The following is a 19,092-nucleotide window of genomic DNA, read 5'->3' on the forward strand; positions in this document are numbered from 1 at the left end:
TCAACCGCGGCGGCCGCCACGGCCGAGCCACTGGTGCACGAGCTCCACCGCGGACTCCGTCGACGCTTCGTCGCACTGGAGCACCAGCAGGTCGCCGGCCACGAGTTGCGACAGCGCGGACTCGATCGCCGCGCGGCGGCCACCTTCATCGATGATCTTCGTGACGCGCCGGCCTTCATACAGGCCCTGACGCAGCAACGCGCGCGCCTCGGTATCGGGCAGGTCGCGCCGCACGCTGTGGTCTTCGCACAGGAACACGCGATCGAACGTCTTGCCGATGATTTTGCCCTGACGCACGAGGTCCTCGTCGCGACGCTGCACGCCCGCGCCGAACACGAGCATGCGGCGCTCGGACGGAAAGCGGTCCAGCGCGGCGGCCAGTGCCTCGAGTGCCGGCGCATTGTGCGCATCGTCGACGATCACGGTCGCGCCATTGCGTTCGAACAGCGTGAAGCGGCCCGGCACGTCGACCTGGCCCACATCGAACGTCACCACGCCCGCGCGAATCAGATCGTTCGAGATGCCGAGCGCCCAACCGGTGGCGATCGCGGCCAGCACGTTCTCTACCTGGAACGCCACGCGGCCCGCATACGTCAGCGGAATCGCGCCAACGTCGGTCAGCGCGGTCTCGCTCTGGCCAACGGCCAGCACGACCTTGCCGTCGCGCACGTACACCGCGCGCTTGCCGGCGGCACGATGCGCGGCAATCGCGGGCAGATCCGCGCTGAGGCCGAAGAAGATCACGTCGCCGTCGCACAGTTCGGCCATGTCCGCCACGCGCGGATCGCGCGCGTTCAGCACGGCTACGCCGTCCTTGAGCACCACGTCCACCTGCGTGCGCAACACGCTGACCATGCGGTCGATGTCCTCGACGTAGTAGTCGTCGAGGTGATCGGGCTCGTCGATATTGGTGACCACGCCCACCTGGCAGCGGTCATAGGCGAGGCCTTCGGAGAGAATCGCGCCGCTGTCGTTCTCGAACACCGCGGCTTCCACCGCGCGGTTCATCAGGATGCGCTGTCCGGCTTCCCAGTTCGCGCGATCGCCGCGCTCCACCTGACGGCGGTCGAGGTACAGGCCATCGCTGCAGGCCAGACCCGTGTGCTTGCCCGACAGCTGCAGCAGCCGCGCGACGATGCGCGCGACCACGGTCTTGCCGTTGGTGCCGGTAATGCCGACCACCGGAATGCGGCCGTCATCGACCTGCCCGTCGCGTGTGCGGAACAGGTGATCGACGATCGCCGGGCCCACCGGGCGCGGTGTGCCGTCGGCCGGCTTCAGGTGCATGAGCAGACCGGGGCCCGCGTTGACTTCGACTACCGCGCCGCCCTGTTCGGCGAGCGGTCGCGAGATGTCCTGTGCCACGAGGTCCACGCCAGCGATATCGAGGCCCACCACGCGCGCGGCCAGCGATGCATGCTTGGCCACGCTCGGATGCACGCGGTCGGTCACGTCGAACGCCACGTTGCCGTTGCGCTGGATCAGGATCGTCTTGCCCGCGGGCGCGATCGACTCGCCATCGACGAGGCCCTGACGGCGCAGCTCGAGGCGCGCGGCCGAGTCCAGGCGGACGCGATTCAGCGGATGGTCTTCGGTGCTGCCACGGCGCGGATCGGAATTGATCTGCGCATCGATCAGTTCGTCGATGGTCGAGGTGCCGTCGCCGACCACGCTCGCGGTCTCGCCCATCGCGGCGGCCACGAGGCGGCCGCCGACCACCAGCAGGCGGTGCTCGTTGCCGGGCACGAAGCGCTCGACGATCACGCCGCCGCCTTCATCGATGGCCACCGCGTAGGCGGTTTCCACTTCCTCGCGCGTCATCAGGTTCGTGAACACGCCGCGGCCGTGGTTGCCATCGTACGGCTTGACCACCACCGGCACACCGATATCGGTGGCCGCGTCCCACGCATCCTCGGCGCTCTCGACCATGCGGCCTTCGGGCACCGGCACGCCGCACGACTCGAGCAGACTCTTGGTCAGATCCTTGTCGCGCGAGATGCTTTCGCCGATCGCGCTCGTGCGATCGGTCTCGGCGGTCCAGATGCGACGCTGACGCGCACCGTAACCAAGTTGAACCAGATTGCCGTCGGAGAGTCGGAGGGAAGGGATGTCGCGATCGTCGGCCGCATCGACGATGCAGGCCGTGCTCGGGCCGAGGCAATGTTCCTCGACGAGATCGCGCAGTTTTTCCACCGTGGCGGGCACGTCGAACGGGCGATCCTCGATCGCGGCCATCACGAGGTCACGCGCGGAGAACAGCGCCGCGCGCGTGACTTCTTCATGCCAGGCGCGGACGATCACCTTGTACACGCCGCGCACCGGGGTCTCGCGCGCCTTGCCGAAGCCGCCGGGCATGCCGGCCAGGTTCTGCAGCTCGAGGGTCACGTGCTCGAGGATGTGGCCGGGCCACGTACCTTCCTTGAGCCGCTGCAGGAAGCCGCCGCGTTCGCCGATGCTGCATCGATGCTCGATCAGCGTCGGTAGCCACGTGGACAGCCGCTCGTAGAAGCCCGGAATCTTGTTGGAGGGAAAATCCTCCAGTTCCCCGATATCGACCCATGCCTCGAGCACTGGCCGATATGTCCACATATTCGGGCCGCGCAGCGACATGACATCGAAAATCTCAATGTCCTTCTTTTTCATCGATTTAGCTATTTAAGCTTCAGGCTGTGGGCGGATGCCCACGAATGCAAACCACAACCTTTCAGTAACGTTACAGCGAGAGATGCGTTGACGCTAAGTAGACGCTTAAGACTCGTTGTTGAATCCCTGTTACCGACCCCCTAAAAGCCTTGTGCACTGCACCAGGCCACCCGCTGGTTTGCGTTATGTATACTTGCGGGCAAAATCGCGGGCCGCCAGTCGCCGCCCGCGTCAATTTGTTTCAAGTTATGTCCGACTTTGACGGTTTTTCCATGTCTTTCGGACGATTTTGCGCCTGCTTTTGCGCGAACAACGCGCACCGACAATGACCCAGTCTCCTACGTCCGTCCCCTCTCCCGACCTGCAGAATGTCTGGGAGACCGAGCTCGACGCGACCCCCGGCACGCTGGAATCCGGCGAAACCATCCTGGCCGGGCTGCGGCTGGATCTCGACGAGCGGCTGCATTTTACCCAAGGGTGGCTGATTGTCACCGATCGCCGCGTGATCGCGCGCACGCCCGGTGAAACATCCGTTTCGGCGTGGCCGATCTCCGCCGACCTCACGCTGACCCACGTCGATCATGCCGGCGTCGGCACGCTCGAGCTCGTCAACAGCGCGGGCCGGCTGGCCCGGTGGCGTTATACGCTTGGTTACAATCCCGATGCGCTGCGGCTGGCCGATCAGTTCGAAGCGCGGCGCGACCTGCTTGCCACGGGCCGTGCCCCGGCCGCCAGCGAGGACGATGTGTGCCCCAGCTGCAAGGCGCCGCTGCCGCCGGGCGAAGAAGAATGCCCCCAATGCAGCCGCGACCTCGAGGCGCCGCCCTCCACATGGGCGCTGCTGCGGCTATGGCGCTTCGCGCGCCCGTACCAGTTCGAGCTGCTGGCGGGTTTTCTGCTGACGCTGATCGGCACGGCCGCCACGCTGGTGCCGCCGTACCTGACCATGCCGCTGATGGACAAGGTGCTGATCCCGTTCCAGAACGGCGTGCCGATCGACTACAACCTGGTCTCGATGTACCTGGCCGGCCTGCTCGGCGCCGCGCTCACCGCGTGGGGTCTTGGCTGGGCGCGCACGTACCTGCTGGCGCGCGTGTCGGAGCGCATCGGCGCGGACCTGCGTACCACCACCTACGAGCATCTGCTCAAGCTGTCGCTCGAGTATTTCGGCGGCAAGCGCACCGGCGACCTGATGGCGCGCATCGGCTCCGAGAGCGATCGCATCTGCGTGTTCCTGTCGCTGCATCTGCTCGACTTCGCCACCGATGTGCTGATGATCGTGATGACGGCGATCATCCTGATCTCGATCAATCCTTGGCTCGCGCTGGTCACGCTGGTGCCGCTGCCGTTCATCGCGTGGATGATCCACCTGGTGCGCGATCGCCTGCGTCACGGCTTCGAGAAGATAGACCGCATCTGGTCCGAAATCACCAACGTGCTGGCCGATACGATCCCCGGTATCCGCGTGGTCAAGGCGTTCGCGCAGGAGAAGCGCGAGGTCGAGCGTTTCCGCGAGGCCAACAAGCACAATCTGGCCGTCAACGATCGCGTCAACGCGGTGTGGTCGCTGTTCACGCCGACCGTCACGCTGCTGACCGAAGTGGGTCTGCTCGTGGTGTGGATCTTCGGCATCTGGCAAGTCTCGCGCAGTGCCATCACCGTGGGCGTGCTGGTGGCGTTTCTCACCTATATCAGCCGCTTCTACACGCGCCTCGATTCGATGAGCCGTATCGTCTCGGTCACGCAGAAGGCAGCCGCGGGCGCCAAACGCATCTTCGATATTCTCGACCACGTATCGAGCGTGCCGGAGCCCGCGCGGCCCGCGCATCTGGAGAACGTGAAGGGCGCCATCGAGATGCGCGACCTCGGTTTCCGCTACGGCAATCGCGCGGTGATCCGCGGGCTGGATCTGTCGATCGCACCGGGCGAAATGATCGGCCTCGTGGGCCACAGCGGCTCGGGCAAGAGCACGCTGGTCAATCTGATCTGCCGCTTCTACGATGTGTCCGAAGGCGCGATCCGCGTGGACGGCATCGATATCCGCTCCCTACCGGTGTCCGAGTACCGCCGCCATATCGGCCTCGTGCTGCAGGAGCCATTCCTGTTCTTCGGCACGATCGCCGACAACATCGCGTACGGCAAGCCCAACGCCACGCGCGAGGAAATCGTCGCGGCCGCGCGCGCCGCGCATGCGCACGAGTTCATCCTGCGCCTGCCGCACGGTTACGACTCGCTCGTGGGCGAGCGCGGCCAGGCATTGTCGGGCGGCGAGCGCCAGCGTATCTCGATCGCGCGCGCGCTGTTGATCGACCCGCGCATCCTGATCCTCGACGAGGCGACGTCGTCGGTCGATACCGCAACCGAGAAGGAAATCCAGAAGGCGCTCGACAACCTCGTGCAGGGTCGCACGACCATCGCGATCGCGCACCGGCTGTCGACGCTGCGCAAGGCCGATCGCCTGGTCGTGATGGATCGCGGGCAGATCGTCGAAGTGGGCAGCCACGACGAGCTGATGCCGAAGGAGGGCGCGTACTACAAGCTGTATCAGGCGCAGCTGCGCAATGTGGATGGCGACGACGACGCGATCGGCGGCAGCAGCGAAGGCACGGCGGGCGAGCGTGCGGATGCATCTGAACCGGTCGGTGCGCAATAAAGCAGCCCAATGAAAACTATGCAGAGCAACGACTTCACTCTCACACGTAACCGCTTCGGCCGTTTGGTCATGACACTGGCGGACGGCACGTCGCACGAAGGCGTGGTCCCCGTGCGCGCGTTTCCGATCGCCGCGCCCGACGATGGCGTCGGCATGGTCAGCACCGACGGGCGCGAACTCGCGTGGATTCCGCGGCTCGACACGCTTGCGGCGAACGAGCGCGAACTGATCGAACGCGAACTCGCGAGCCGCGAGTTCATGCCCGAGATTCAGCGCATCGTGGAGGTCTCGACGTATGCCACGCCGAGCATCTGGACCGTGCGCACCGATCGTGGCGAGACGAAGCTGGTGTTGCGCGGCGAGGAGGATATCCGCCGGCTGTCGGGCAGCACGCTGCTGATCTCCGACAATCACGGTATTCACTATCTGATCCGCGATCTGCTCGCGCTCGACAAGGCGAGCCGCAAGATTCTCGATCGCTTCTTGTAAGGGTTCTTGTAAGCCTTCTTGTAAGGCTTAGTGCAGCATGCGCGACGACGAGCCACCACGGTCATCGCCGTCGTCGCCATCCTCATCATCTTCGGCCGCGCCTTCGGCCTCTTCCGCATCCTCGTCCCAATCCTCGTGCAATACGGGGGTGTCCGCCGCGAGATCCCACACCATCGAGTGCACGTGGATCGTGAACCATTGGCGGAACATCGTCAGCGTCAGCTTCGGCGGCCACAGTACGTCGGTGAACCACTCGCCCAGCATCAGTTCGAAAAACGAGCGCCAGCGCGCCTCGACCCATTTGACGGTGGTCTCGGGGTCGTCCGCGAACTCGGGCGGCACGAGGAACACGGTCTCGTCCTGACGCACGGCGTCGAGCGTCAGCGTTTCAATCGGGTCGGGATCGACCGCGAGAATCCAGTCGAGGAACGGCTGCTCGGGCACGAGCATGACGGCGGCGCGATTGATGGAAAAACGAGGATGGTCGTGCATGATCTCAGGCCGCAAGGCGAATTCAGGCGTCTATTGTAGCCGCGCGCCTGCCTCGCGGCGTCCTCGTCATGCGATTGGCGTTCTGTTGTGCAGAGCAAAAGTCATCAATGCCTGTTGCGTGCGCAGAACGGTCGGTAATAGTGCCTTTTGGCTCTTATCGTGCCGCGCATATAATGGCCCGGCGCTTTTTTTCCGGTGGTGAGGGTCGCTGTAACCGGCATCCAGCAAGGACAACCCGCAATGGGGGCCACGCTGGTGCCGGCCCGGAAAGATCGCGCTGGCTGGCGCGGAACAAGCATGCGAACCATCGCACACCGACGCCTCGCCAGGCCACCGGTATGACGTGAATAACAAAAAGCGAGGTCAGAATGAGTTTCAAATTGACGGGTGTCGTGTTGGCATCGGCGTCGGCTCTCCTGCTGTCGGCATGCGCGGACATGCAGATGGGCGCCAAGGATGCCAAGACCGTTGCCACCGGTTCCGCTGCGGGCAGCACCACGCAGAATGCCAACACCGGACTGCAGCGCTGCGACGCGCCGCTCGGCACTGTTTCCATCATCGAAGACACTTCCGCCCCGTGGTACGGCATCCTGACCGGGCAATACAAGCTCGGTAGCACGGTGCCGGTGCTCAAGCTGCTGGTGCAGCAATCCAACTGCTTCGTCGTGGTCGATCGCGGTCGTGGTCTCGACGCCGCGATGTCCGAGCGCGCGCTCAACCAGACCGGTGAGCTGCGCAAGACGTCGAAGATGCAGAAGGGCCAGATGGTTGCCGCGGACTACACGGTGAGCCCGACCATCACGTTCGCCGCCAACGACACCGGTGGTGGTGGCGCTTCGCTGCTGAACTACGTGCCGCACGTGGGCGGCATTCTCGCCGGCGTGGCCGGCAGCATGAAGAGCTCGGAAGCGTCGACGCTGCTGACGCTCGTCGACAACCGTTCGAGCGTGCAACTGGCTGCCGCAGAAGGTTCGGCCAAGAACATCGACTACGGTCTGCTGGCCGTGTTCGCGAGCGACAATTCGCGCGGCCGCGCGGGTGCGTACTCGAACACGCCGCAAGGCAAGGTCGTGGTGGCCGCGTTCACCGACTCGCTCAACAACCTCGTGTCGGCGGTCAAGCAGTACAAGGCCCAGAACGTGAAGGGCGGCCTCGGTGCCGGTGGCCAGCTGAAGGTCAACTGATCTGCTGTATTAACCCTTGCCGTACTCACTGCGGCAAGGGGGCGCACCCTTCCGCGCCCACGCTGACCACCTCCGCGTTTTACAATCACGGCATGCGTCGATTTCTCAAGCCGTGTTTCCGTTCGGCCATGCTGGCCGCACCGCTCCTGCCCCTTCTTCTTCCCGTAGCCGCGTACGCCGATGGCGATGCCAAGGCCGGGGAGCGCGCGTTCACAAGCAAATGCGCCTCCTGCCATCGCGTTGGGCCCAATGCGCGCGGTGGCTTCGGTCCGCAGCTCAATGGCATTGTCGGCCGCCAGGCGGGCACCACCGACTACCGCTACTCCGATGCGATGAAGACCGCCGGCTTTGCCTGGTCGGAGGAACGGCTGCGCGCATTCGTCAAGTCGCCCGGCAAGGTCGTGCCCGGCAACAAGATGCTGTTCTGGGGCATGCGAGACGAGCAGGAAATCAACGACCTGCTCGCCTATTTGCGCACGTTCCCGTAGCCACGCACGTCGCTTAGCCACGCGGCGACAGCAGGTCGGCGAGGTCGATGTTGCGGAACAACTCGGAGCGTACGCGATCGGCCACCGCGTTGACCACTTCCGCGCCATCCTGGGACGGATCCACATGCACGCGGAACGGCCGCTTGCCATGGGGCAGGCCGACCACGCGCACGATCTGACGCGCCACCTCTTCGGGATCGGCATCGGCGGGTTCCAGGCCCGCGAGTCCTTTCAACGCCTGCTCCGCAACGCCGGCATACGGGCCGCGTTCATACGCGGTGGCAATCGCCGTGTCGAACGGTTTGCCGGCATGCGCAAAATGGTTGGTGCCTTGCGTGAAGGCGCCCGGCACCATGATCGTGGTCTCGATGCCCCAGCGCGACAGCTCCGATGCATACGACACCGCCAGCGCATCCATGGCCGCCTTTGCCGCGAAGTAGGGCGCGAGGAACGGTGGCGTACCGCCGCGCGTCGAGGACGAGCCCACCCACACCAGCAACGCCTTGCCCCGCTTGCGCAGGTAGGGCAGCGCCACGCGATTGACGCGATGGGCCCCCAGCACGTTGACGTCGTACTGCTGCATCAGTTGCTCCGGCGTGAAGGCCTCGGCGGGGCCGAACACCATGTGTCCGGCGTTATGCACGATCACATCGAGACCGCCGGCCTCGGCCAGCACGTGATCGATCGCGTTGGCCGCGGACGCTTCGGATTGCACGTCGAGTTCGACGGTGCGCAGGTCGGCGTCGTTGTTGGCCGCCCATTGAGCGACCTCCGCCACGCGGGTCGCATTGCGGCCCGCGGTATCGCGCATCGAGGCATAGACGACATGGCCGGCCTTGGCCAATGCTCTGGCGGTCATCAGCCCGAAACCCGAGGAAGCGCCGGTAACGAGGATGGTATGGGACATGGTGATTCTCCAGTAAGGAACGAGTGAAGTAAGGGGATGCGTTATGTAAGAGGGATGCGTCAAGGCGCGACGGGCGCCGACAGCGGGTTCGCCATCAGGTCGCGATAGAACGACTGGCCGGCGTAGAGGTGACGATCGAAGCGAAATCCGCGCGCGAGCATGTCGTCCATGTCGCGACGCGCGATCTGCATGACGTAGCTGTGTTCGTTGGCCACCAGCTCGAATGGCCGCGCGGCAAGCAGATCCTGATCGAACCATTTGCCCGCATCGGCATGACCGCTGGCGAAGGTCTTGCCGTCGATCCGCAGCGTCCAGCCGCCATCGAGCAGTACCCAGTAGCCGGCACTGTCGTTCAGTCGCTCGCTAGTGGCGATGGTCCCGCCAGTCCGCACTTCCCACTCGCGGGAATGCGCGATGACCCAGCGCAGCTGATCGGTATCGAGCGCGGTAAAGAACGGCGTATGGCGGAGCAGGTGCAAGTAGGTGATGGAGGGCGTCATGGTCTGGTTCTCCTGCGGTTGGCGAAAGACACAAGCAGCCGCCGCGACGATGGCGCCCGTAATGAGCGACGCCAGCGCGGCGCGCCGCGCGGTGCGGTTGGCGATATTCGGGATGGGGCGCATGGTCTCGATTCCTGATGTCGGTGGGCTTGAGAACCATTCTGGACTGTTCAACTGGAAAGATAATCGGTGGTAAATTGCGATAACAATTCCATTTACTTTAACTATCCAGCGCGAAGGCAGCGCCACGTTCCATGGACCGTTTCAAGGAAATGCAGGTGTTTGTCCGCATCGCCGACCGGCACAGCTTCTCGCTGGCCGCCGAGGATCTGCAGATCCCGCGGGCGACGGTGACCAATCTGATCAAGCGGCTGGAGCAACGTATCGGTGTCCGCCTGCTGGAGCGCACCACGCGTCAGGTGCGGCTGACGCACGACGGCGAGGCGTACTACTACCGCTGCGTGCGCCTGCTGACCGACCTCGAGGAAACCGAGAGCGCGTTCCGCGATGCGCCGCCCAAGGGGCTGCTGCGCGTGAACCTGCAGGGCACGCTGGCGCGGCATTTCGTCATGCCCGCGCTGGGCGAATTCATGAATCGGTATCCGGACATCACGCTGCGTGTGAGCGAGGACGATCGCCTCGTCGACCTCGTGCGCGAAGGGATCGACTGCGTGCTGCGTGCCGGGGTATTGCGCGATTCATCGCTGATCGGCCGCCAGGTCGCGCTGATGCCGCAGGTCACGGTGGCCAGCCCCGCCTACCTGAAAGCGCACGGCGTTCCGCAAACGCTCGACGACCTCGCGTCCCATCAGATGGTGAGCTATCTCTCCAGTGCCACGGGCCGCCCCGCCAGTCTCGACTTCACGATCGGCAAGGAAATCGTCGAGCGCCACCTGGACGCCAGAATCGCCGTCACCGGCGCCGACCTCTACACCGGCGCCGCGGTCTCCGGCCTCGGCCTGATCCAGGTGCCGCGCTATCGCATCACGCAGGAACTGGCGGAAGGGCAGCTATGCGAAGTCCTCTCGGCCAACCCGCCACCGCCAATGCCGGTCTCCGTGCTCTACCCCCAGAACCGCCAACTATCCGCCCGTGTCCGCGTGTTTGCCCAATGGCTGGCACAGCGGTTACAGGCGAGGTGAAGAAGGGGCCACTTCGTCCATCCCTCGCAAGTGGGGGCGAAAGTACTCTTAAGTCATTTCTTAAAATGTCGATAATTCCGGCAAAGAACGATTCGCAAAGAAGGTAATTTTTTCAATACTCCTGCGCTTCGTTCTCCAACAAGAGAAAGACGGGAGGGGTTGATGTTGAAGATGACGGGATTCAAGGGTGCGATGCCGCTCGGCATTGCGCTGGCATTGACGGGTTGCGCCACGGTGACGACGCCACCGCAGGTGGTGGAAGCCCAGGCGCCGCGCCAGCAGCAGGTGGCGGCCCAGGAGGCGGCGACCCTGCCGCCGGTACGGCAACTGAAGCGCAAGCTGGCGATTGGCCGGTTCTCCAACGAGACGCGCTACGGTCGCACGTTCCTCACGGATCAGAACCTCGATCCGCTCGGCAAGCAGGCCAGCGATATTCTCGCGAGCCGCCTGGTGGCGTCGAAGCGTTTCCTCGTGTTCGAGCGTCCCGATCTGGCCAAGGTCGCCGCCGAGCAGCAACTGACGGGCGATAGCCAGCTCGTCGGCGTCGATACGCTGATCGTGGGCTCCGTGACCGAATTCGGCCGCGCGACCACCGGCAAGAGCGGCTTCCTGAGCGCGACCAAGATCCAGACTGCGCATGCCAAGGTGGAAGTGCGCCTCGTCGATGTGAAGACCGGCCACGTGTTCTTCTCCGCTAGCGGTGCCGGCGACGCCGAGACCGAATCGGGCCAGGTGGCCGGCTTCGGCAGCAAGGCCGACTACGACGGTACGCTCAACGACAAGGCCATCGCGGCCGCAATCTCCGATGTGCTGGGCCGCCTGATGACCAAGCTCGAAGAGCGCCAGTGGAAGACGGACATCCTCAAGGCCGATGGCAGCACCGTCTACATCTCGGGCGGCAGCCGTCAGGGCATTCGCGCGGGCGACGCGCTGCGTGTGTATGCGCAGGGCGAGCAGGTGAAGAGCGCGCAATCCGGCTTCCAGATCGCGCTGCCCGCGCGTCCGGTGGCGCAACTCAAGGTGGTGTCGTCGTTCGGTGACAGCGAGACCAACGAAGGTTCGGTCGCGGAACTCGTCTCCGGCACGCTGCCGCGCGGCAATACGACCAATCTGTTCGTCGCCGAGTAAGCGATGGAAGCGACGGAAGCGTCAGGCCTACCCACTCAAAATCCGATGAAGACAATCCTTTGCATGGCAGCCGCGATGCTGGCGCTGTACGGCTGCGCGCTACCCACCTCCAGTACACAGAGCGGCCAGGGCCGCCCGACCCTGCGCGTGACCGGCGCACCGCAACAGGCGGTGCTGTTCGTCGACGGCGTGGCCATGGGGCCCGCCGCAAGCTTCGATGGCGTGAATACCGTGGTCAAGATCGAAGAGGGTCCCCACCGCGTGGAAGTGCGCCTCGGTAGCCAGGCGCTGGTAACACGCAGCATTTTCGCCTCGGGCGGCGAGTCCGTGAATATCGAAGTCTCCGCAGGAGGACAACCATGATCAAGCTGCTCAAATCCGGTGCCGCGATGTCGGTCGCCATCGCTGGCGCGCTCGCGCTGAGTGCCTGCGCGCCGCAGACGAAGTACGCCTGGGGCTCGTACGAGCCGGCGCTGTATTCGTACTACAAGACGCCGGGCGCGGCGGACGCGTTCGGCGAACAGCTGAACAAGGTCATCACCACCGCGGAAGCCCATAACGGCAAGGTGCCGCCGGGCATGTACGCCGAGTACGGCAACATCCTGCTCGAGCAGGGCAAGCGCAAGGACGCCATTGTCTTCTTCGAGAAGGAAAAGGCGGCCTGGCCCGAGTCGACAGTGCTGATGACGCGCATGGTTGCGCTCGCCAACACCCAGGACAGCGGCAAGCCGCGTCCCGACGCGCCTGCCAAGCAAGCCAGCGCGACGCAGCCGGCGGCCGACGCCGCCACGACCAAGTAACGGGAGCCAGGACATGATGCGTTCTCTCAAGACTCTCGCCGTGCTCGCGGCCGCCGCTGTCATGGCGGCCTGCGCACCGGTGCCCAAGCATTCCGACTACACCGCGTTCCGCGCCGATCCGCCGCGCTCGATTCTGGTCGTGCCGGTGGTCAACCGCAGCGTGGATGTCGACGCGCCGGACTACTTCCTGTCCACGATCTCGCGTCCGATCGCGGAACGCGGCTACTACGTGTTCCCGGTTCATCTGACCAAGCGTCTGATGGAAGACGAAGGTCTGTCGGATGCGGACCTCGTGCACAGTAACGATCCGACGGTCATCGCGAAGCTGTTCGGCGCGGACGCGGTCATGTACGTCCGCATCGATCGCTGGGACTCGAAGTATCTGGTCATCCAGACCACGACGACGGTCGAGCTCGACTACACGCTCAAGAGCGCGAAGGACGGTTCGACGCTGTGGACGCGTCATCAGACGCTGGCCTATACCCCGCAGAACAATGGGGGCGGCGGTATCGCCGGCCTGATCGCCGCCGCGGTGATCGCCGCGGTGGAAAAAGCCAAGCCCAATTACATCCCGCTCGCGCAGCAGGCCAACGCCGGCGCGGTGAGCCTGAAGGGGCAGGGCCTGCCGGCCGGTCCGTACGACGGTATGTACGGTCAGGACAAGGCGGATTTCTAAGCCGATAAAGCGACAATAAAAAACCCCAGAAACTAATCGTTTCTGGGGTTTTTGTTACTTCGGGTGCTGCTTGATTCTACTGCTTCATTCTATTTTCAGCCTGGGGAAGCTGAAAACAATATCTGGTGGAGCCGGCGGGAATCGAACCCGCGTCCGCAAGCCCTCCACAGAAAGTTCTACATACTTAGTTCTGTCATTTGATTTAACCGGCGCATCGCGGACGAACACGCTCTACGACGGCGATTCACTAAGTTTTCGTCTTTAGGCCCGTGACATTCCCAAAGCTTATCTGACGTAAATGACCTCGCGTAGTCTTGCGACCCTAGCCCGTCAGCGAGCCAGTGCGAGGACGGCGGCCCTTAGGCTGCCAGTGCGTAACGTTCGTCGTTAGCAGTTATTGCATTCCCATTGATTAACGAGGTGACGGGTCCTCGGTATGCCCTCACTGCTTCGCAACCCACGTCGAAACCAGGTCGGCCCCAGTAAAGAAGACGGATTGTACCCGCTTCGGTTCCGTATGTGTGGACATCCCCGGCCGATTCAAGCCCGGAACACCCAACCGGCCTCGATTTCAGGAAAGTGCGAGTACCGAGATCAGCTCGCTCGGATGATGGATCAGATGATCCGCGCCCCAGGTCTCGGGCGGCGCGCCTTCGCCGCAGTAGCGATAGGCGGCGGTCACCGTGATCATGCCAGCGGCCTTGCCGGCCTGGATGTCGCGCAGGTCGTCGCCGACGTACACGCATCGCCGCGGCGTCACGCCACTGACCTCGGCCGCGTGCAGCAGCGGGGCGGGGTGGGGCTTCGCATGCGGTGTGGTATCGCCGCTCACGATGGCCGACGCACGTGGCGTCAGGCCGATCTTCGCGACCAGCGGCACCGTGAAGCGCGCGATCTTGTTGGTGACGATGCCCCAGCGGATGTCGGCGGCCTCGAGGCGCGCCAGCACGTCGCCCATGCCGTCGAACAGCCGCGTATGCACCGCGATGTCCGCTTCGTAATAGTTCAGGAAGGTGTCGCGCAGCGCGGGAAACTCGGGATCTTCGGGGCGCTTGCCGAACGCGGCGCCAATCAGGCCACGTGCGCCATGCGAGGCCACCGGGCGCAGCGTTTCATACGGCACCGGCGGATAGCCGTGCTCGACCACGAGCCGGTTGGCAGCCGCCGCAAGATCCGGCGCGGTGTCGGCCAGCGTGCCATCGAGGTCGAAAAAGACAGCGTCGAACGATCGCATGCGCATCAGCCCTGACGACGGAACGCCATCATGTAGTTCACGTCGGTATCGTTGCCGAGCGCGTACACCTGCGTCAGCGGGTTATAGGTCATGCCGCGCATCTCGACGAGCTCGAGCCCGACGTTGCGGGCAAAGCGCGCGAGTTCGGACGGCGTGATGAACTTGTCATAGTCGTGCGTGCCGCGCGGCAGCATGTTCAGCACGTACTCGGCGCCGAGGATGGCCAGGCCGTACGCCTTCAGGTTGCGGTTGATGGTCGAGAAGAACACATGGCCGCCGGGCTTCACGAGTGTCGCGCACGCGCGCACGATCGATGCCGGATCGGGGACATGCTCGAGCATCTCCATGCAGGTCACCACATCGACGCTGGCGGGGATGCGCGCGGCAAGATCCTCGACGGGAATCTCCTCGTACGTAACCGCCACACCGGACTCCAGGCTGTGGAGGTCGGCCACCTTGAGCGCCTTTGTCGACAGGTCGATGCCACGCACCGTGGCGCCAGTGCGCGCCATGCTCTCCGACAGGATGCCGCCACCGCAGCCTACGTCGATTACCTGTTTGCCGGCCAGACGCGCAATGCCGTCGATCCAGCCCAGGCGCAGGGGGTTCAGTTCATGCAGCGGCTTGAACTCGCTGTTCGGATCCCACCAGCGGTGCGCGAGCTCGCTGAACTTGTCGATCTCCTTCGGATCCGCATTGCGGCCGGAGGCATGAGAGGAGGGGGTAGCGATGGACGAAGGCGACATCGGGTCTGGGAGAAAAGGCGTGCGGCAACTGTACCAAAAAAAAAGCCCAGCTCGCGCTGGGCTTTTCTCGCCCAACTCGCGTTGGGCTTTGTCATCGGAGAAAATCCGATTAACGAGCGCTGCGGGTACCGACCACTTCCACTTCCACGCGGCGGTTCGGTTGCTGGCAGGCGATCTGGGCGGTACGGCTGCCCTTGCACGACTTCGGATCGACCTTCAGCTGACGCTTGCCCTTGCCTTCGGTGTACACGCGGTTGGCTTCCACGCCCTTGCTTACCAGGTAAGCCTTGACGGATTCGGCGCGACGGATCGACAGGCGATCGTTGTAGCGGTCCGAACCGAACGAGTCGGTGTGGCCAACGGCGATGATCACTTCGAGGGTGATGCCTTGCAGCTTCGAGACCAGATCGTCCAGCTTGGCCTTGCCTTCGGGCTTCAGGACAGCCTTGTCGAAGTCGAACAGCGTGTCAGCGGCGAAGGTGACCTTCTCGCTCGACACCACCGGTGCTGCCGGAGCCACCGGAGCGACCGGTGCCGGTGCTGCGGCCGGAGCCAGAGCGCCATCGCACAGGGCGTTTGCCGTAGCCGGGGTCCAGGAGCTGTCGCGCCAGCAGAGCTCGTTCGTGCCGTTCTTCCACACGTACTCGCTCGTACCGTTGCCCCAGTTGTCGTTCACTGCCTTCTTTTCGTAGGGAACGGATTGGGCTTGAGCGGATGCAGCCATTACTGCGGTAGCTGCAACGAGCGCGAGCTTGGCAAATTTTTTCATATTTCTCCTCTCAGGATGAGATCACCGCAGGGTTACTGCGAGCAAATGGACGAAAACAAGACATACATTCTTCGGAGTATAACATTCTCGATGTGGCGGATGCTCCACTTCGAACAACGTCTGGCTCTTCGCTGGGGAATTGTGCCACAAGGCTCGTTTCCTAAGAAGTAAATATATTCGATTCAACCACGGCGTTTTGGGCCTGTGGTGTTTGTGCAACATCACACTTGCGATACCCGCAAACCCTTGTCCCGTCTGGCTTGCCGGCGATGGGGGTGACATGACGAAAGGGTACTGGCGAGGCTACGGAAGGGGGTCGGGAAGGGGTGTTCGCGCGTGATAGAATGGCGCGTTGCCCATCCCTCGTCGGGCCCTCGTAGGCCGGGCGGGAATCGGGCATCTTTCGCTTAAACCTGCCGCATAACCACGCCGCAATGGATCAATTCGCCAAAGAAACTCTTCCGGTATCGCTGGAAGAGGAAATGCGCCGCTCGTACCTGGATTACGCGATGAGCGTTATCGTCGGGCGCGCGTTGCCCGATGTCAGGGACGGCCTGAAACCAGTACACCGACGCGTGCTCTATGCGATGCATGAGCTCAATAACGATTGGAATCGCGCGTATAAGAAGTCCGCGCGTATCGTCGGTGATGTGATCGGTAAGTATCACCCGCACGGCGACACTGCTGTTTATGACACCATTGTCCGTATGGCGCAGAATTTCTCTCTGCGTTACATGCTGGTCGATGGCCAGGGCAATTTCGGTTCGGTCGACGGTGATAACGCCGCGGCCATGCGTTATACGGAAATCCGACTGTCGAAGATCGCGCATGAAATGCTGCTCGATATCGACAAGGAAACCGTGGATTTCGAGCCGAACTATGACGGTTCGGAAAAAGAGCCCGGTATTCTGCCCGCGCGCATTCCGAATTTGCTGATCAATGGTTCGTCGGGTATTGCGGTCGGTATGGCGACCAATATCCCGCCGCATAACCTCAATGAAGTCGTGGATGCCTGTCTGCATCTGCTGCGCAATCCCGCCGCGACGATCGACGAACTGATCGAGATCGTGCCCGCGCCCGATTTTCCGACGGCCGGCATCATCTACGGTATTCAGGGCGTGCGCGAAGGCTATCGCACCGGTCGCGGCCGCGTGGTGATGCGCGCCAAGACACACTTCGAGGACATCGATCGCGGTCAGCGTCAGGCGATCATCGTCGACGAGCTGCCGTATCAGGTGAACAAGCGCACGCTGCTCGAGCGCATTGCCGAACTCGTCACCGAAAAGAAGGTCGAGGGCATCTCCGACATCCGCGACGAGTCCGACAAGTCGGGCATGCGCGTGGTGGTCGAGCTCAAGCGCAACGAAGTGCCGGAGGTGGTGCTCAACAACCTCTATAAGAATACGCAGCTGCAGGACACGTTCGGCATGAACATGGTGGCGCTGGTCGACGGCCAGCCGCGCCTGCTGAACCTGCGCCAGATGCTGGATGCGTTCCTGTCGCATCGCCGCGAGGTGGTGACGCGCCGTACCGTGTTCGAGCTGCGCAAGGCGCGCGAACGCGGTCACGTGCTGGAAGGTCTGGCCGTGGCGCTGGCCAATATCGACGAGTTCATCGCGATCATCAAGGCCGCGCCGACCCCGCCGATCGCCAAGCAGGAGTTGATGGTCAAGTCGTGGGACTCGAGCCTCGTGCGCGAGATGCTGTCGCGCGCCGAAGGCGAGACGGCCGGCGGCCGTGCGTCGTACCGCCCGGACGGTCTGCCCGCGCTGTTCGGCATGCAGTCCGACGGCCTTTATCGTCTTTCCGACGGCCAGGCGCAGGAAATCCTGCAGATGCGCCTGCAACGCCTCACCGGGCTCGAGCAGGACAAGATCGTCCAGGAATATCGCGAAGTGATGGCGGTGATCGCCGATCTGCTCGATATCCTCGCGCGGCCGGAACGTATCACCACGATCATTTCCGACGAGCTGACGGCGATCCGCGCCGAGTTTGGGGACGCACGTCGTTCGGAGATCGAGCTCAACGCAACCGAACTCGATACCGAAGATCTGATCACGCCGCAGGACATGGTGGTGACGCTGTCGCACAGCGGCTACATGAAGAGCCAGCCGATTTCCGAGTATCGCGCGCAGAAGCGCGGCGGTCGCGGCAAGCTCGCGACGGCGACCAAGGAAGACGACTGGATCGACACGCTGTTCGTCGCCAACACGCACGACTACATCCTGTGCTTCTCGAACCGCGGCCGTCTGTATTGGCTCAAGGTGTATGAAGTGCCGCAGGGCACGCGCAATGCGCGTGGCCGCCCGATCGTGAACATGTTCCCGCTCTCCGAGGGCGAGAAGATCAACGTGATCCTGCCGGTACGCCAGTTCGACGCCGAGCACTTCATCTTCATGGCGACCGCGCGCGGCACCGTCAAGAAGACCGCGCTGACCGAGTTCTCGAATCCGCGCAAGGCCGGCATCATCGCGGTCGACCTCGACGAGGGCGACTACCTGATCGGTGCCGCCGTGACCGATGGCCAGCACGACGTGATGCTGTTCTCGGATGCGGGCAAGGCCGTGCGTTTTGACGAAAACGATGTGCGTCCGATGGGTCGTCAGGCGCGTGGCGTGCGCGGCATGAACCTCGACGAAGGCCAGACGGTCATCGCGATGCTCGTGGCGCCCGCCGAGAATGCCGAGGTTGTCGAAGGTGCCGAAGCCACGCCAGGTACGGAAGGCACGCCAGTCGCGAGCGTTGCGACCATTGGCAGCGTGCTGACCGCAACGGAGAACGGCTACGGCAAGCGTACGCCGATCGCCGAGTACACTCGACACGGCCGTGGCACCAAGGGCATGATTGCGATCCAGACCAGCGAGCGCAATGGCCGTGTGGTGGCTGCCGCACTGGTGTCGCCGGAAGACGAGATCATGCTGATCACCACCGGCGGCGTGCTGATTCGCACGCGTGTGGCGGAGATCCGTGAAATGGGTCGCGCCACGCAAGGCGTGACGCTGATCAACGTGGATGAAGGCACGCGCCTGTCCGGCCTCCAGCGCATCGTGGAAAGCGATGCCGACAACGGTGGCGTGGATGACGTTGACGCGGTCGACGGTGGAGTCGAAGGCGGTACCGATGGTGCCGTCGATGGATCAGCCGCCGCCCCCGACGCGAGCGCCGAATCGTAATCAGATGAAACAGTGGACCGGCGGACCGGAACTCACCCCGAGGGCCGCCGGACTAATGGGACATATTT

General features: G+C 63.7%; 17 protein-coding genes and 1 other RNA gene. 10 read left to right on the forward strand and 8 right to left on the reverse strand.

Features of this window, described 5'->3' with window-relative positions; genetic code table 11:
• The gene (gene cphA / locus LDO41_RS21980) at positions 1-2,643 is read right to left on the reverse strand and encodes a cyanophycin synthetase (RefSeq protein ID WP_223992015.1); all 2,643 of its coding nucleotides are present in this window, start codon (positions 2,641-2,643) and stop codon (positions 1-3) included.
• Between the two features lie 325 nt (positions 2,644-2,968).
• Here cphA and LDO41_RS21985 point away from each other — a divergent pair, with 325 nt between their 5' ends.
• Positions 2,969-5,296 (forward strand): cyanophycin metabolism-associated ABC transporter, encoded by a 2,328-nt coding sequence (locus tag LDO41_RS21985; RefSeq protein ID WP_223992016.1) that lies wholly within the window; start codon positions 2,969-2,971, stop codon positions 5,294-5,296.
• Positions 5,297-5,314: 18 nt separating this feature from the next.
• Complete coding sequence (locus LDO41_RS21990) at positions 5,315-5,785, forward strand: cyanophycin metabolism-associated DUF1854 family protein (protein WP_223992102.1); 471 nt, start codon at positions 5,315-5,317, stop codon at positions 5,783-5,785.
• A 27-nt stretch (positions 5,786-5,812) separates the two neighbouring features.
• Here the strand turns inward: LDO41_RS21990 and LDO41_RS21995 are convergent, their stop codons facing one another.
• Positions 5,813-6,277, reverse strand: a complete 465-nt coding sequence (locus tag LDO41_RS21995; protein ID WP_223992017.1) for a hypothetical protein — start codon at positions 6,275-6,277, stop codon at positions 5,813-5,815.
• A gap of 368 nt (positions 6,278-6,645) precedes the next feature.
• Between LDO41_RS21995 and LDO41_RS22000 the strand changes: the two genes are divergently transcribed.
• Both LDO41_RS22000 and LDO41_RS22005 read left to right on the forward strand, forming a co-directional pair.
• Complete coding sequence (locus LDO41_RS22000) at positions 6,646-7,461, forward strand: CsgG/HfaB family protein (RefSeq protein WP_223992018.1); 816 nt, start codon at positions 6,646-6,648, stop codon at positions 7,459-7,461.
• Between the two features lie 92 nt (positions 7,462-7,553).
• Positions 7,554-7,949, forward strand: coding sequence for a c-type cytochrome (locus LDO41_RS22005; RefSeq protein ID WP_377740996.1), 396 nt, complete (start codon positions 7,554-7,556; stop codon positions 7,947-7,949).
• A gap of 13 nt (positions 7,950-7,962) precedes the next feature.
• Here the strand turns inward: LDO41_RS22005 and LDO41_RS22010 are convergent, their stop codons facing one another.
• Together LDO41_RS22010 and LDO41_RS22015 are read right to left on the reverse strand one after the other, a co-directional pair.
• A complete protein-coding gene (locus tag LDO41_RS22010; protein WP_223992020.1) occupies positions 7,963-8,856 on the reverse strand; it encodes an SDR family oxidoreductase in 894 nt (297 codons plus the stop codon).
• Between the two features lie 59 nt (positions 8,857-8,915).
• Positions 8,916-9,479 carry a hypothetical protein gene (locus LDO41_RS22015; RefSeq protein WP_223992021.1) on the reverse strand — a complete coding sequence of 188 codons (564 nt, stop codon included), beginning with the start codon at positions 9,477-9,479 and terminating at the stop codon, positions 8,916-8,918.
• Between the two features lie 131 nt (positions 9,480-9,610).
• Here LDO41_RS22015 and LDO41_RS22020 point away from each other — a divergent pair, with 131 nt between their 5' ends.
• The 5 genes from LDO41_RS22020 to LDO41_RS22040 all read left to right on the forward strand — a co-directional run bounded on the left by LDO41_RS22020 (position 9,611) and on the right by LDO41_RS22040 (position 13,102).
• On the forward strand, positions 9,611-10,498 hold the full coding sequence (locus tag LDO41_RS22020) for a LysR family transcriptional regulator (protein ID WP_223992023.1): 888 nt from the start codon (positions 9,611-9,613) through the stop codon (positions 10,496-10,498).
• A 162-nt stretch (positions 10,499-10,660) separates the two neighbouring features.
• On the forward strand, positions 10,661-11,626 hold the full coding sequence (locus tag LDO41_RS22025; protein ID WP_223992025.1) for a CsgG/HfaB family protein: 966 nt from the start codon (positions 10,661-10,663) through the stop codon (positions 11,624-11,626).
• A 45-nt stretch (positions 11,627-11,671) separates the two neighbouring features.
• Complete coding sequence (locus LDO41_RS22030) at positions 11,672-11,989, forward strand: hypothetical protein (protein ID WP_223992027.1); 318 nt, start codon at positions 11,672-11,674, stop codon at positions 11,987-11,989.
• A complete protein-coding gene (locus LDO41_RS22035) occupies positions 11,986-12,426 on the forward strand; it encodes a DUF4810 domain-containing protein (protein ID WP_223992029.1) in 441 nt (146 codons plus the stop codon). The genes LDO41_RS22030 and LDO41_RS22035 overlap by 4 nt, the downstream gene beginning before the upstream one ends.
• A 13-nt stretch (positions 12,427-12,439) precedes the next feature.
• Positions 12,440-13,102 (forward strand): DUF799 domain-containing protein, encoded by a 663-nt coding sequence (locus LDO41_RS22040; RefSeq protein ID WP_223992031.1) that lies wholly within the window; start codon positions 12,440-12,442, stop codon positions 13,100-13,102.
• A 123-nt stretch (positions 13,103-13,225) separates the two neighbouring features.
• Here the strand turns inward: LDO41_RS22040 and ssrA are convergent.
• From ssrA to ompA, 4 genes are all read right to left on the reverse strand, one after another.
• Positions 13,226-13,583, reverse strand: a transfer-messenger RNA (tmRNA) gene (ssrA, locus tag LDO41_RS22045).
• A 90-nt stretch (positions 13,584-13,673) separates the two neighbouring features.
• A complete protein-coding gene (gph, locus tag LDO41_RS22050) occupies positions 13,674-14,336 on the reverse strand; it encodes a phosphoglycolate phosphatase (protein ID WP_223992035.1) in 663 nt (220 codons plus the stop codon).
• A 5-nt stretch (positions 14,337-14,341) separates the two neighbouring features.
• Positions 14,342-15,082, reverse strand: coding sequence for a bifunctional 2-polyprenyl-6-hydroxyphenol methylase/3-demethylubiquinol 3-O-methyltransferase UbiG (gene ubiG, locus LDO41_RS22055; RefSeq protein ID WP_223992037.1), 741 nt, complete (start codon positions 15,080-15,082; stop codon positions 14,342-14,344).
• A 109-nt stretch (positions 15,083-15,191) separates the two neighbouring features.
• The gene (gene ompA / locus LDO41_RS22060; RefSeq protein WP_223992038.1) at positions 15,192-15,851 is read right to left on the reverse strand and encodes an outer membrane protein OmpA; all 660 of its coding nucleotides are present in this window, start codon (positions 15,849-15,851) and stop codon (positions 15,192-15,194) included.
• Positions 15,852-16,285: 434 nt separating this feature from the next.
• Here ompA and gyrA point away from each other — a divergent pair, with 434 nt between their 5' ends.
• Positions 16,286-19,024 (forward strand): DNA gyrase subunit A, encoded by a 2,739-nt coding sequence (gyrA, locus tag LDO41_RS22065; protein WP_223992039.1) that lies wholly within the window; start codon positions 16,286-16,288, stop codon positions 19,022-19,024.
• Positions 19,025-19,092: the final 68 nt, after the last annotated feature.

It is taken from the genome of Cupriavidus pampae (assembly GCF_914271485.1).
GTDB lineage: Bacteria > Pseudomonadota > Gammaproteobacteria > Burkholderiales > Burkholderiaceae > Cupriavidus > Cupriavidus pampae.